Source organism: Pedobacter sp. Hv1 (assembly GCF_001412215.1).
GTDB lineage: Bacteria > Bacteroidota > Bacteroidia > Sphingobacteriales > Sphingobacteriaceae > Pedobacter.
Map to the genome: position 1 here is coordinate 66,234 of NZ_LLWP01000002.1, position 14,561 is coordinate 80,794.

The following is a 14,561-nucleotide window of genomic DNA, read 5'->3' on the forward strand; positions in this document are numbered from 1 at the left end:
TAAAAGAGAAAAGGGAAAATGTGTTTAAAAACATAAAATGGGGAATATAGTTAGTACTACATTCCCCATCTTACATTTAGCATTTTAGTTATTAATAGGCTGCAGTAAATCTTTGTTGTGAGTGTTGATTGTTTTCTACCTCATCCGCAATCGCAACAGCTAAATCTTGTACTGATAAAATGCTACGACCTTCTTCATTAAAAACCGGATTTTCTAAGCTTAAACGATAGTTCCCTGTTCTACCAGTGGTAATACCTGGGTGCATTTCTATGGCAGGACTAAAGAATGACCAATTTAAATCTTTCTCTTCTTTAATTAAATTCAGATAATCTCTAGCTGCAGTGGCACCGGCTTTGTAATCAGCCGGAAAATCGGGCCCATCTACCAATTGTTTTCCATCAATAAACAAACTGCCCGCACCACCTATTACAATTAGTCTGTTTACACCAGCATCTTTAACTGCTTGTTGAATATCTTTTGATCCTTTCAAAAAATCATTATACAAATTTGGGTTTGTCCAACCTGCATTAAATGCACTTACCACTACCTCTGCTCCATTAAGTGCTGCTGCCAATGCAGGCACATCATTTACATCGGCTGCTTTAGCCGTTACATTAGCTTTACCTTCTAATGTTGCTGCATGGCGGGCAATGGCAATCACTTCATGACCACGATTGCTTAATTCTTCTACTAAATTTTGGCCTACAAATCCTGTGGCTCCTATTACTGCTACTTTCATATGATTTATTTTTTATATTGTAATTAATTTTGTTACAGTTTAAGTTAAAAAATTTTAATTGAAATGACTACTAAAATCTGCCAAAGTTTGTTTGCTCAGCTGATTAATTAATACCAATTCTGTATCATTATATAAACGATCTAAATGTGTATTGATGTTTTTCCCAACAGGGCATTGCGGATTGGGTGTGTTTTTTTGATGTCCTAATAAAGAGATTTGTTTTACACTTTGGTAAATGGCCCCTAAAGTAATCTCATTCGCGGCATTTGCTAAAGTTGCCCCCCCATTTTTACCTTCTTTAGTTTGCACAAATCCGTGTTTACGTAAACTGATCAGTTCTTTACGCACCATTGCAGGGTTAATATTAATACTACCTGCCAAATACTCAGAAGACAATACCTCTCCCTTTGCTTTGTCTAGCAAAACCAAAATATGCAAAGCGATGGCAAATCTTCCGTTATTCATTCTGTAATTTTATTTGTTACAGTACAAAGGTAGGTTTATTTTTTGAATTTCCAAATTTATTGTTGAAGAGAGGGAATGAGGGGGTAGGAAATGGGGAATGGGAAATAGGGAATAGAGGATGGAAAATGTAGCTAGACCAACCATTTTACATCTTACCTCTTACATTCATATATGGAAAAGGGAAAATGGAAGATGTAACCAGACAGGCCATTTTACATTTTACATCCCACCTCTTACATTTTGACATGGAAGATGGAACGGGGAAAATGGAAGATGTAGCCAGACTAACCATTTTACATCCTACCTCTTACATTCATACATGAAACAGGGAAAATGGTAAATGGAACATGTAGCCAACAAAACATCTTACATTTTACATCTCACCTCTACCCTCTTACATTTTAACTTATTTTATTGGGCTTAATTTTCAGAAACTTAGACTTGAAAACGGCCTTAAAAAATCGTATTTTTGCGGCGAAATGATTTCTATAAACGACTTAACCTTCTTAATTGGCTCTAGAGCCTTATACGACGAAGCGAACTGGCACATTAAACCAGGCGATAGAGTTGGACTTATTGGTGCCAATGGTACCGGAAAGTCTACTTTACTAAAAATAATTGTGGGAGAATATGCACCATCTTCTGGTAGCATATCGATGGCGAAAGATTTAAAAATTGGTTACTTGAACCAAGATCTACTTTCATATGATTCTCATCATAGCATTTTGCATGTGGCCATGGAGGCTTTTGAGCGCCAAAACCAATTGCATGATGAAATTGAAGACCTTTTAAAACAAATTGAAACAGATTACAGTGAAGAGGTTTTAAATAAACTGAGCGACAAACAACAGGAATTTGAAGCTTTGGATGGTTACAATATCGAATACCGTGCAAATGAGATTTTAGCAGGTTTGGGCTTTGGCACTGAAGATCAGCACCGTCCACTAAATACATTCTCTGGAGGTTGGAGAATGCGGGTAATGTTGGCCAAAATCCTTTTACAAACTCCAGACATCTTATTGCTCGATGAGCCGACCAACCACATGGACTTACCCTCTATTAAATGGTTAGAAAGTTATTTGGCTGGTTTTGAAGGTGCCATTGTCATCGTTTCTCACGATAGGTATTTCTTAGATAAAATTGTACGTAAAACCGTTGAATCTAGAAAAGGAAAATTAACTGTTTATGCCGGAAATTATTCATTCTATTTAGAAGAGAAGGCTTTACGTGGTGAAATCCAAAAAGGGGAATTTAAAAACCAACAGGCCAAAATTAAGCAAGAAGAACGTTTAATTGAACGTTTTAAGGCAAAGGCGAGTAAAGCTAAAATGGCGCAATCGAGAATGAAAGCGTTAGACAAAATGGAACGTGTAGAAGATGTTGATGACGACAATCCGACGGTAAACTTTAGCTTTAAGTTCTCTAAACCATCTGGCCGACATGTGATCAAGATTGAGCATGCCAGCAAAAGTTATCCAAATATTGACATTTTAGATGATGCGGAAGCTTTAATCGAAAAGGGAGATAAAATTGCCTTAATTGGTGCCAACGGTAAAGGTAAATCTACATTATTGAGAATGATTGCAGGAACAGAGAAGTTTAAAGGTTCTTGCGAAACTGGCCATAATGTAACCACTACCTTCTTTGCACAGCACCAGTTGGAATCGTTGCATTTAGGCAACACGATTTTAGAAGAACTGCAGGCTTTCGCACCAAAACATACCGATACAGAACTCCGCTCTATTTTGGGCTGTTTCTTATTTACGGGTGATGATGTATTCAAAAAGATCAAGGTATTATCTGGTGGAGAAAAATCGAGGGTGGCCTTGGCAAAATCTTTAACTACAGATTCGAATTTCTTGATTTTGGATGAGCCTACCAACCACTTGGATATCCAATCGGTTAACATCTTAATTCAGGCCTTACAGCAATACGAAGGTACTTTCATCTCTGTATCTCACGATAGGTATTTCTTAGATAACGTAGCCAATAAAATCTGGTTCATTGAAGAAGAAAAGATCAAAGAATATCCTGGAACGTATGCAGAATACGAAGAATGGAACAGTAAAAGGGTAATTCCGGCACCAAAACCAATTCCAGTTAAGCCTACTGGCGAAGAAAAGAAAAAAGTAGTTGAACCAGCTCCAGCTAATATCCAACAACAACTTAAAAAGTTGAACGAAAAACTGAAAAGAACTGAAGAAGAAATTTCAGCTTTTGAGTTAAGCGTGAAAGAAGTAGAGGCAGAACTGGCTAAAGAAGAAGTTTTTTCTAATCAACAAAAATTGGAAGAAGCCAACAAAAAATATATAGCAGAAAAAGCTTTGTTAGACCATGCTCAAAAAGTTTGGGAAGATTTAGCAGCTGAAATTATGGAGTTAGAAGCCTAATGAAAAAAACAGGATTGATATTTTTTATTATAATGTGCTATTACTTGAGTGTTAGCGCACAAAACCCAGTTCTGGTATACGATAATAAAATATATCAATCCAATATTAAAACCGTAGAGTGTTACAATTCTAAAAAGGAACAATCTTTCCCGATCATTGCCTTACGCAGTGGAGAAACAATCACATTTGGCTTTGACGATCTGAAGGGTGGCAATAAAAACTACAGTTATACTATTGAACATTGTAGCAATGACTGGAAACCAACCCGAATTAATTCCTTAGATTATTTGGATGGTATGAAAGAGGATATCATTTTCAATTACCGCTATTCTTTCAATACGCTACAGAAATTTACACATTACCAGCTCACCTTACCTAACGACCAAGTTAAACCTAAAATTAGCGGCAACTATCTGTTAAAGGTTTATGAGAACAACAATCCTCAAAAAATTGTGATTACCCAACGTTTTTATGTGGTAGAAAATGTAATGAATGTAGGTGCTGAAGTGGTACCCAGTAGTCAGGTTCAATCTCGTTTAACCAAGCAAAAGGTAAACTTCACTATCTTTCATCAAGCCCCTATCCAAAATCCCTATCAGGACATTAAAGCGGTGATTATGCAAAATGGCATTCCTCAAACTGCCATTGTAAATACCAAACCTACTTTTGTACGTCAAGGTTCTTTGGTTTATAATGAGCTGAATGCCAATGAATTTTGGGGTGGATATGAATTTAGAAAATTTGATATGCGCAGTTTCCGTTATAAGGCAGAACATGTGCAGGATTTTTATAGAGACAGCACTTTAAATGTAATCCTTTTTACAGATCAACCCAATAATTCGACCAAATACGCAAATCAATTTGATGAAAATGGCAATTTCTTTATCCGTAACCAAGATGGCCGAGACAACGTAACCGATAGCGATTATGCCAGTGTCTTATTTTCGTTAAATGCTACTCCTCCTACCCCAAAAGGGAATGCCTACGTTTTAGGAAGATTTAACAACTATATCCTAAATGACGAAAGCAAAATGGAATATGAACCTTCTAGAAAACGGTTCTACACGAACATTAAACTGAAACAAGGTTTATACGATTTTAAATACATTTGGGTAGACGAAAATGGAAAATTCGATGATACTGTTTTTGAGGGTTCATTTTTCGAAACCGAAAATAGCTATCAGATCTTAGTCTATTACCGTAAACCTGGTGGTAGATGGGATGAGTTAGTTGGGTTTACGAACATTAATAATATCAAGAGATAGTTGGTTCAGTTGTTCGCTAGTGTCATTGGTATCATTGGTTCAATTGTGTTATTGGATCTTTAACACCCAAACACTTACACTGCCCGCATCACAAAAAAACTCACCGCAACCGTTTTCGTCAATGGTTACTTCTTCTGTTCGTTTGCCTAATACATCGATAAATATTTGACCAGCAAATTTCTTGTCGATTTCCATTTCCTTAAAACCTTCATCACCATTGCTCATCAATATGGCAAGTCCAGAATTTGGATGTTCCTCATCACCTGCCCTAGTCCAACCAATACAGTTATGATGGTCTAGGTAATCAATCTGCTCTCCATAAGCCAAATTTTGTCTTGTAATTAGCATTTGCGGCAATTCCTGAACGGGTTGCAATTCAATTGTTTGACCATCGTCTTCATAACTTGCACCGTAAATATCTGGATAGAACACACAAGGAATACCTTGAATTCGCAATAAAACCATTGCGTAGGCCAATGGCCTAAACCAAAAATCGATGAACGACTCTAAGGCCTGTAAAGGCTGAGAATCGTGGTTATCTACAAAAGTGATCGCTAACATTGGATTCCTATGGGCTAAAGTATTGTCCAATATGGTCTTCAAATCGTAGTCTCTTCCCCCTATCGATGCCAAATAAAGATTATGGTGCAATAAAGAATCGAAAAGTTGGGTTCTTCCACCTGTTATTTCTATGTAATGTTCTAGCTCTTCAACACTTTCTATATTCCAATTCTCCGAAATAATGAAAAAGTCTCTATCGCAATTCTTTTTCATATCGTCTATCCATTCGATGATAAATCCTGGCGAAATATGTTTAACTGCATCTAGCCTAAAACCATCAACATTAGTGGTTTCGTAATACCATTTCCCCCACTTTTTCAGTTCGGCTCTAATGGCTAAATTTCGAAAATCAAGATCATCAAACATGAGGTAATCGTAATTGCCCAGTTCTTCTGAAGGCACCTCTTCCCATCCTTCTCCAAATTGATTTTGAATAGCATAAATTGCTGATTCTTTAAGATCTTCGGCCCAGTCTACGCCACTAAAACAAGTGTGGTCCCAAATAAAATCAGAATACTTCCCTTTCCGCCCCGGGAAAGTAAACTTCGTCCATGCTTCAATTTCAAATTCATCAGAGATAAATTCGTTCCTATCTTCTTTATTTACTTTTCTAACAGGCACCTTTTCCACCTCGTCTGCTCCTGCTTTGTGGTTAAAGATGGTATCTGCCAAAACCATAATTTGTTGCTTCTGTAAGGCGTCTATTGCGGCCAAGTATTCAGATTTACTTCCATATCTAGTAGGCACACTATTTTTTTGATCAAACTCGCCTAAATCAAATAAGTCATAACTATCATAGCCTATTGAACTTTTGCCGTTTGCAGCTTTATATGCTGGCGGAAACCACACGCCTGTAAATCCCATTTGGGCCAGATTTGCAGCCTCATTTTTTGCTTTGGTCCATAGATTGTCTTTTTCATTGTAATACCAATGAAAATATTGGATGAGCGTTTGATTTTGCATGGCTAAAATTGGGCTTTTATATACTAGAACGTAAAAAACAGCTTTATGTTTGACGAACTTTAATATTAGCTAAAAGCATGTTTTATCAAATAAAAGCATCGAAAAACTCTCAATTTTACTTAATTTCGCAGCATTATGAGTATAAAAGCTAAAAGCCCGAAAAATTCTTTCACTGTAATGAACGAATTAGTGTTGCCAAACGACACCAACACTTTAAATAATTTAATGGGTGGTAGATTATTACATTGGATGGATATTGCAGCAGCAATTTCTGCTCAAAAACACTGTAATAGAATTGTGGTAACTGCATCTGTAGATAATGTTTCTTTTAAACAAGCCATTAAATTGGGAGATGTAATTACCATTGAAGCCAAAGTTACTCGTTCTTTTAATACCTCTGTAGAAGTTCGCTTAGATGTTTGGGCAGAAAACATTCCTTCTGGAACCCGAGCCAAATCTAACGAAGCTTATTACACTTTTGTTGCTGTAGACCAAAGTGGCAGAACCATACCTGTTCCTGAACTGAAACCAGAAACTGAAGAAGAAATAGAATTGTTTAATGGAGCCCTACGCCGCAGACAATTGAGGTTAATTTTAGGCGGAAAAATGGAGCCTAATGATGCAAGCGAATTAAAGGCTTTATTTTTTAAAGATTAATACCGACCTTTTGGTTGCCTAAAGTTTAATTATGACAACCTATACCGTACTCATTATTTTAAGTGGATTAGTTATATTTTCCTACTTATTTGATCTTGTTGCCAGCAAAACGAAATTACCTTCGGTACTTTTACTGCTATTATTGGGTATTGGACTGCGTTTGTTAGTTGACAATTTAAACCTTCATACCTTTAATTTTTTACGCATTTTACCTGCTCTAGGTACTGTGGGTTTAATTTTAATTGTTTTTGAGGGATCATTAGAGCTCAAATACGATAAAGCGAAAAACAAGGTAATTAAGGGAGCTTTTTCTGCGGCCATACTGATTTTACTGCTTACGGTTTCGGTAATTACTTTCATCATTTATCAGATTACCGGAAAAGAATTATACCTCTGTTTTGTAAACGCCATTCCTTTTAGTGTAATTAGTTCGGCTATTGCCATTCCTTCTGTAGCTGGCCTGCAGAAAAGCAGTAAGGAATTTATTATTTACGAAAGTTCTTTTTCTGATATTTTAGGGATTATCTTATTTAATTTTGCCGTTTCCAACCCTCATGTTTCGGCAAGTTCTTTTGCAAGTTTAGGTTTAACCACCTTACTGATATTAATCGTTTCTGTTATTTCTTGCATCTTTTTACTGTATATCATGGGCAAGATTTCCCATCATATCAAGTTCTTTTTAATCATTTCAATTTTAATATTGGTGTATGCAATTGGACAATCTTACCACTTGTCTTCGCTCATTTTAATTTTGTCTTTTGGTCTATTTTTAAACAATGCAGATACCATTAAGTATGCTTGGTTTAGGACAATCTTTCTTTATAAAAACCTGTCAAACGACTTGACACAATTGCACCAGCTTTCGGCAGAAAGCGCCTTCATTATTCGTACATTCTTCTTTGTGATTTTTGGTTTTACCATGAATATCTATGAGCTCAATAATCAAAACTTATTGATCAATGGTTTCTTAATCTTATTGAGCATTTACATTATCCGCTTTGCCTATTTATTAATCTTTAAAAGGCAACATGTTTTACCGGAAGCGTTTGTAACACCACGTGGTTTGATTAGTATATTACTTTATTATAATTTACCAGAGCATCTAAAACTGCCAGAAATAAGCACAGCCTTTTTATTTATGGTAGTGTTAGGCTCTAGCTTAGTAATGAGTATTGGGTTAATGACTTCTAAAAAGGGGAAGTCAACCGCAGTATCAGCGTAATTGCTAAAAACGTTCAGTATTGATGAGATTGATATATTGCTCCAGTTTTTTATAATTCTGGTGATATTTCTCTTCGTTCCCATCTATGTTGAGGATTAATTTTGAATTGATAATCTCAGCTATTACACCTGTTATTGCACCTAGTGCGGCTCCACTTGCTGTTAAAACCCCGGTTAACTTTAACATTTCTCCGGCTGATTCGCCTTCTTTATCTAAAGACCATATTCCTGCTCCAATGACCAGACCTGTAGTAGCTCCTGCTCCAGCACCTTCGCCTACGGTTAATCCTCTCCTCCTAATTTTAATCTTCACAATTTCGGTTGGTCTAAAGATCAGGTAATTGCCTTTGTAATCAACCATTCCAATTCCCTCTGGAGATACCTTTTGCAGTTTTCCTTTTACATTTTGGTATTTTTTAGAGACCACTTTCACTTCAAAATCTGCGTTTTGCGCATGGAGTACCAAACCAGAAAACACCAATAGAAAGGTAAATAGCAAAGCTTTCATTTAGCTGCCCATTTCTAAAATTTTATCAAATTCAGTCACTTTTAAAGGCATTACAGATAAACGACCTTGTCTAACCAAGGAGATATCTTTAAGGCTTTCTTCTGCCTTGATCTGCTCTAAGGTAACTGGGTTTGCTAAAGGTTGAACCGGTGCCAAATCTACCACAACCCAATTTGGATCGCTAGTAGTTGGATCTTGATAAGATTCTTTAACTACTTTGGCTACACCCACTACATTTTTACCCTCATTACTGTGGTAAAACAAAACCAGGTCTCCTTCTCTCATCTCTCTGAGGTTATTTCTAGCCTGGTAATTGCGCACTCCATCCCAAAAGGTACGGCCATCTTTATTGAATTTCTCCCAACTGTATTTAAAAGGTTCTGATTTGACTAACCAATAATTCATAGTATATTTTTATAATGCCCGAATTTACGATTTAAAGTTATAATCGAAATATGGTTGATGGTTAAAACGCTACTTTTTGTACTCAACTATCAATCAAATTGGTAAAATGCAGACACCTTTAGTAAATCCTAACCTCGTTTGGTATATTCGTATTTTAGTTATATCCTTTGAAACGTATTTTCACCTCTATCCTTTTTTGCTTCCTTTTCTGTGTGAGTGTAGCTGCACAACCATCTCAAAGCCAGTTTCAAAAAGGCAAAGCTCAAGATTCCTTGCGCAAGCTTTACCGTTTCAATAAAACACAAAGAAAGGACATCGAGCATAAGCTCTTACAGCAATACAACAAAACCCACGATAAAGAACTATTTGCATTTCTTGAAGTGCTCAAGTCTATGGTATTAATGAAGCCTAATTCGCCCTTTGTAGAAAAATTCAGGAATGAAGTGGATGCAAAATACAGCGCATTCCCCAATGTACAGGCCAGGGCATATCAAATACTAGGTTACCACTATTTTATTGGAGATATCAATTACGAAAAGGCTTTCGATGCCTATCTCCAACTGGAAAAGCTACTTGAAATTTATGGTCCAAAGGTAATTACCGATTATGCAGATTACTGCAGCGAAATTGCATCGGCCTACTACAAATTCAAGAATTACAAAAAGGCTGTTGAACTTGCTAAAAATGGCGTAAATTATGCCAATGACAAGTGGGATTTCTACAATACCATTGGCTTATGTTATGGGGAACTGTCTCAAGCAGACACCTCAATCTACTACCTAAAAAAAGCAGTAGCAGAGGCTATTCAAAGAAAAAAACCAGACATTTACCGTACCATATCTTTGGGCAATATCGGTAATAGCTATTATAGTCAGCAAAAATTCCAATTGGCCAAGCCACTGTTAACTGCCGATTTAAAAGGAGCACTACGTATAGATGATAAAGGTTTGGCCGTTGGGGCAGCAATTCCATTGGCAGACATCTATCTTTCTGAACAAAAATGGAAACCTGCAGATAGCCTGCTTACCATGGCGAGAACCTATATTGCTCAGAGCGGACAAACTGAAAGACTCGAACGGTTTTTCCCTATACGCAGCAAGTATTACCAGCTTCGAGGTCATCTTCCATTAGCAATTGCCTACCGAGATTCTGCAATAAACGCCATTAAACGTAACGATTCTATTTTCAATAACCTACTCGTAATGCGTGTACAGCAACGTACAGACATGGAAAAATTGACTGAAGAAAAAAGCAAGCTCGAAAACTATAGAAAGGTCTCGCAAATTCGGCTTTGGGCAGTATCCATTATTTTAATACTTACAGCAATGGGTATTTTGATAGTGAGAGGCTACAGAAGCCGTTTAGAGAAAAACAAAAAACATATTGAAGAACTTAATCGTTTATTAGCGCTTAGACAACAACTTAGTGCAGATATGCACGATGATATTGGCAGTACGCTTAGCAGTATATCGTTATACACGCATTCTTTATTGATGCAACCCCAAACAGCAGCACAACAACTCATTCTAGAAAAGATTAAACAGAATGCCCAACATGTACAAGAGAGTGTAAGTGACATTATTTGGAGTGTAAACCCACATATGGACCAGATGGCACAAGTAGTGGCCCGTATGCGTGCTTTTGGCGCCGACATGACAGAGCATGCCGGGATAGCCTTTGTATTTAATTTTGAGGAGGAGGTCATCAAACTGGTCGTAGAAATGTCGGCCCGCAGAAACCTTTACCTGATTTATAAGGAAGCCATTAACAATGCAGTAAAATATAGTGCTTGTAAACAAATAACGGTTACATTAACCGGCAGTAATGATCGGTTTGGAATGGAAATTTCGGATAATGGAATAGGATTTGAAATAGCAACACAACATCAGGGAAATGGGCTACAGAATATGCAGCACAGGGCTGATGAAATGAATGGAACCTTAGCAATTATCAGTAAACAACAGCAAGGAACAAGGCTTACACTTAACTTTACCCTTAGCAAGAATAGCTAACATTAGCTATTGTGTAACGTTTCAATAATACTAATTTTGTCTGTTAAACACCCTTAAAAAAGCAATGATCAGTGCCGCAGTCAATTGCTTACCAGATACCTTAATGGCAGACAGCGTAAAAAAACGAATAATCATATTTGATGATGACCCTAGCCGAAGGGACAGCCTTTCGATGTTACTGAACATGTGTCACGATATGGAATGTGTAGCTACTTTTGAGAATGCCATTAATGCTGCTGAACAGATTAGACTAACCAACCCAGATATGGTACTGATGGACATGGATATGCCCAAGGCCAATGGCATTATGGGTACTCGAGAAATTAAGGTACATTTTCCTCATCTACCTATTATTATACAGACTGTTTTAGACGATAACCAAAATATTTTCGAAGCCATAAAAGCTGGGGCAAATGGCTACATTTTAAAAACAACTCCTCCCGAGAAACTATTGGCACAGCTCCGTGAAGCACTGGAAGGTGGAGCTCCAATGACGAGCACGGTTGCCATTAAGGTACTGCAGTTTTTTAGAGACGAGCCCAGCACTACAGACTATAGTTTGAGCGAACGCGAAAAGAGTATTCTTAAGCTGCTTGTTGATGGGCACAGCTATAAAATGATTGCCGACAAGAGCAACATTTCTTATTTTACAGTCTGCAATCATATCAAAAAGATATATGAGAAGCTACATGTAAACAGCGCTACCGAGGCCGTTCGTTTGGCCATACAACAACGGCTGATCAATCCTTTTTAAACCCCTACAGAAAAGGTTCAATTACCATTTACCAAAGCATGCCACCTGGTCGATGACGGATCGGTGCAATTTCTGAAAACATTATACGCTCAGCAATAGCTAGTATTAGCTATTGCTGGCTAACTGTATTTATTTCTTTTTTGCAATTGATAAACCAATTATTTCATCCCCATGAAAAAAACAATCAATTTCATTCTTTTGCTAATGGTATTACAGGCCACTACAGCTTTTGCTCAAGTTGCCGATAGCATTAAAACCAAGAACAGGCAAATGTCTATACAGGTTCTGGCTGGCAGCCAAGGCATAGGCGCCAATTTCAGATATGTCTTGAACAAAAATATTGCCCTTAGATTTGGAGGCAGCTATGCTCAGGCAGGAATTAATGACAAACTAGCTGTTGGTGCATTTAACTCCAAGAACAGGTTATCTGGCAAGCTTGGTACCATACATGCCCTAGCAGAACTGATGCCCCAAAAATTCATCCGCGTGGTAGCTGGTGCAGCCTACCTTCCGAATGCAAGGATGGCTGTCTATTTCGAACCAAAAGACGCCTACTCTTTTGAAGGAATTACATTGACACCACAGGAAATTGGCTCGTTAGAATTTCAAATGAATTGGGCTACCGTAGCACCTTACTTAGGTGTAGGTATAGGTAGGGGCATTCCAAAGAACAGATTCAATGTTAACGTTGACCTGGGCGCCTATTATATTTCTACACCAAAGGTTACCGCTATAGGTACCAAATTGCTTACCAATAACGATTCTAATGCAATAATTATTCAAAACAACATGAAATCCTACCGTTTTTTACCGGTAGCTCAGTTGAACTTTAATTTTAAATTCTAACCATACACCCAATGAAATTATTCAAAAAAACAGCTATAGCATTAACGGTTATGATCATCCTGTTGAATGGGTGTAAAAACCCTGCAAGAGATATCAATGTTACTGTAAACACCGATATCTTTAAATCGCCCATGCTCTTTCAATTTGTAAATGCTAAAAAGGGTGGCGAAGAACCCAAAGATTTTACCGTAGAAATCAAGGGCCAAAATGCCGATCTGGTACGTACACCTTCTGGGGGGAAAGTATTTAAGGCAAGTAGTAGCCTTTTAAACCTGATGTTAGATCGAGCTGCCAACCCTACACCAAACAACCCAGTTAAGTTTACGTTAATTATAAATACAACAGGCTTTGCCCCTACTTTTCAGGATGTAGAGATTACCAGTGCTACCGATCCGATGTTATATAAGGTAGCCATGATACAATATACCAATCCGGCAATTGGCAGCGGAACAATAGTTGCTACCAAAGCCATCAGTAACGGAACTGCCAATAGCGAACTGGCCTTTACCACTGCTACAAATGCAGACCTGAGCCAAAAAGCAGAAATTACTATCGCTTCTGGAACGGGCTTTTTAGATGCAGCTGGCCAGCCAATAGTTGGTTCACAACTGGAAGCCCGTATTGTATATACTGGTACAGCAACCAACGGAAAATCTCCTATTGCAACTGGAGGAAATATTGCCAAAAACGTGATTGGTGCAAACGGACAGCCTATAGCTGAAGGTGTGTATTTTTTCACGGCAGGAGTAGCTACGATAGATATGTTTGCAGGCACAAAAGAAGTAAAAAGCTTTACCAAACCGGTTAATCTTGATATAGAAGTAAACAGCAATATGGTTAATCCAAGTACTAACCAGCCTATCCAAGAGAATGAGAGCATTGAGGTTTGGAGCTTGAACCAAGAAACAGGACAGTGGAAAAATGAAAGTAATGGAAGAATTGTAAAAAATACAGCTGGTAAATTAGTGGCTAGAACACAAATCACCCACTTATCAGCTTTTCTTTTTGGCAACTCAACCCGCATTGTACCTGGTGCAATACCAAATAGTTGCAATGCACAAATCACCATTAACAGAGCTAATGCCGATGTAGCTCAATATTTTAGAATTAGTCCACTTGTTAGCAACAGCGACATGAGTTTAGCAGTAGGGGAAAAAACCAAAACCTTTCAAGTGAAAGTAATGAGGTTTACTGTTCAAGATTTAACTGCGACGCCGCTACCTACTGAAGGGTCTCCATTGTACCAAACTCTGACCAGTGAGGTTTATTTAGGTCTATGTGATCAGAAAATTACATTCACGTTCCCAGCCCCTCCTACAAATCAGATCAATGCAACTATCGATTTGATGTTCAAATGCAATAATAAAGATTTACGTACAGGTGTAAATGCAATGATCACTATTAAGCCAGAAGGCGCACCTGCAGATGAGGCTATGGTATTTACCTTGGTAAATGGTAAAGCCAGAGGTGTGCTTACAAATGGGGTAACTTATGATGTTACAGTAGCCATAGATGGAAAAAGCTACACCCAAAAATTTACAGCAACCAAGAATAGTGTGCCAATGATTCCAGCACCTAATTTTACTGGAGCGATTGCTTATAATGATGAAACTAACACTTTAAAATTGATTGGGTTGATCAATAAAGACTGTAATTAAAACGAATACAAAAAGTTGAAGTGTAATTCAAAAGCCGAACAAACGCTATCTTAACATTGCGTTTGTTCGGCTTTTTTGCTATTGATGCTTCTAAGTAATAATTACTTTATTCGTATT

At 37.5% G+C, this 14,561-nt stretch carries 14 protein-coding genes; 9 read left to right on the forward strand and 5 right to left on the reverse strand.

Annotation, left to right across the window (positions count from 1 at the left end):
* Positions 1-91: 91 nt before the first annotated feature.
* Both AQF98_RS04630 and AQF98_RS04635 read right to left on the reverse strand, forming a co-directional pair.
* On the reverse strand, positions 92-739 hold the full coding sequence (locus tag AQF98_RS04630; protein ID WP_055130760.1) for an NAD(P)-dependent oxidoreductase: 648 nt from the start codon (positions 737-739) through the stop codon (positions 92-94).
* A gap of 54 nt (positions 740-793) precedes the next feature.
* Entirely contained in the window at positions 794-1,204 is a 411-nt protein-coding gene (locus tag AQF98_RS04635) for an Rrf2 family transcriptional regulator (RefSeq protein ID WP_055130761.1), read from the reverse strand.
* 185 nt (positions 1,205-1,389) lie between these two features.
* On the opposite strand from AQF98_RS04635, the gene AQF98_RS22115 reads away from it, so the two are divergent.
* From AQF98_RS22115 to AQF98_RS04645, 3 genes are all read left to right on the forward strand, one after another.
* The gene (locus AQF98_RS22115; RefSeq protein ID WP_161805845.1) at positions 1,390-1,527 is read left to right on the forward strand and encodes a hypothetical protein; all 138 of its coding nucleotides are present in this window, start codon (positions 1,390-1,392) and stop codon (positions 1,525-1,527) included.
* A 156-nt stretch (positions 1,528-1,683) separates the two neighbouring features.
* A complete protein-coding gene (locus AQF98_RS04640) occupies positions 1,684-3,594 on the forward strand; it encodes an ABC-F family ATP-binding cassette domain-containing protein (protein WP_055130762.1) in 1,911 nt (636 codons plus the stop codon).
* 44 nt (positions 3,595-3,638) lie between these two features.
* Positions 3,639-4,859, forward strand: coding sequence for a DUF5103 domain-containing protein (locus tag AQF98_RS04645; protein WP_235524167.1), 1,221 nt, complete (start codon positions 3,639-3,641; stop codon positions 4,857-4,859).
* Positions 4,860-4,907: 48 nt separating this feature from the next.
* Here the strand turns inward: AQF98_RS04645 and AQF98_RS04650 are convergent, their stop codons facing one another.
* On the reverse strand, positions 4,908-6,383 hold the full coding sequence (locus AQF98_RS04650; RefSeq protein WP_055130764.1) for an alpha-amylase: 1,476 nt from the start codon (positions 6,381-6,383) through the stop codon (positions 4,908-4,910).
* 135 nt (positions 6,384-6,518) lie between these two features.
* Here AQF98_RS04650 and AQF98_RS04655 point away from each other — a divergent pair, with 135 nt between their 5' ends.
* The gene (locus AQF98_RS04655; protein ID WP_055130765.1) at positions 6,519-7,040 is read left to right on the forward strand and encodes an acyl-CoA thioesterase; all 522 of its coding nucleotides are present in this window, start codon (positions 6,519-6,521) and stop codon (positions 7,038-7,040) included.
* Between the two features lie 31 nt (positions 7,041-7,071).
* On the forward strand, positions 7,072-8,262 hold the full coding sequence (locus AQF98_RS04660; RefSeq protein ID WP_055130766.1) for a cation:proton antiporter: 1,191 nt from the start codon (positions 7,072-7,074) through the stop codon (positions 8,260-8,262).
* A gap of 3 nt (positions 8,263-8,265) precedes the next feature.
* Here AQF98_RS04660 and AQF98_RS04665 read toward each other — a convergent pair whose 3' ends face one another.
* The gene (locus AQF98_RS04665) at positions 8,266-8,769 is read right to left on the reverse strand and encodes a hypothetical protein (RefSeq protein ID WP_055130767.1); all 504 of its coding nucleotides are present in this window, start codon (positions 8,767-8,769) and stop codon (positions 8,266-8,268) included.
* A complete protein-coding gene (locus AQF98_RS04670) occupies positions 8,770-9,174 on the reverse strand; it encodes an EVE domain-containing protein (protein WP_055130768.1) in 405 nt (134 codons plus the stop codon).
* A gap of 167 nt (positions 9,175-9,341) precedes the next feature.
* On the opposite strand from AQF98_RS04670, the gene AQF98_RS04675 reads away from it, so the two are divergent.
* The 4 genes from AQF98_RS04675 (at position 9,342) to AQF98_RS04690 (ending at position 14,444) form a co-directional block, all read left to right on the forward strand.
* A complete protein-coding gene (locus AQF98_RS04675; protein ID WP_152969634.1) occupies positions 9,342-11,186 on the forward strand; it encodes an ATP-binding protein in 1,845 nt (614 codons plus the stop codon).
* A gap of 64 nt (positions 11,187-11,250) precedes the next feature.
* The gene (locus tag AQF98_RS04680) at positions 11,251-11,940 is read left to right on the forward strand and encodes a response regulator transcription factor (protein ID WP_200911841.1); all 690 of its coding nucleotides are present in this window, start codon (positions 11,251-11,253) and stop codon (positions 11,938-11,940) included.
* 171 nt (positions 11,941-12,111) lie between these two features.
* The gene (locus tag AQF98_RS04685) at positions 12,112-12,786 is read left to right on the forward strand and encodes a hypothetical protein (RefSeq protein WP_055130770.1); all 675 of its coding nucleotides are present in this window, start codon (positions 12,112-12,114) and stop codon (positions 12,784-12,786) included.
* 11 nt (positions 12,787-12,797) lie between these two features.
* Positions 12,798-14,444, forward strand: a complete 1,647-nt coding sequence (locus tag AQF98_RS04690; RefSeq protein ID WP_055130771.1) for a hypothetical protein — start codon at positions 12,798-12,800, stop codon at positions 14,442-14,444.
* The last annotated feature ends 117 nt before the right edge of the window (positions 14,445-14,561 follow it).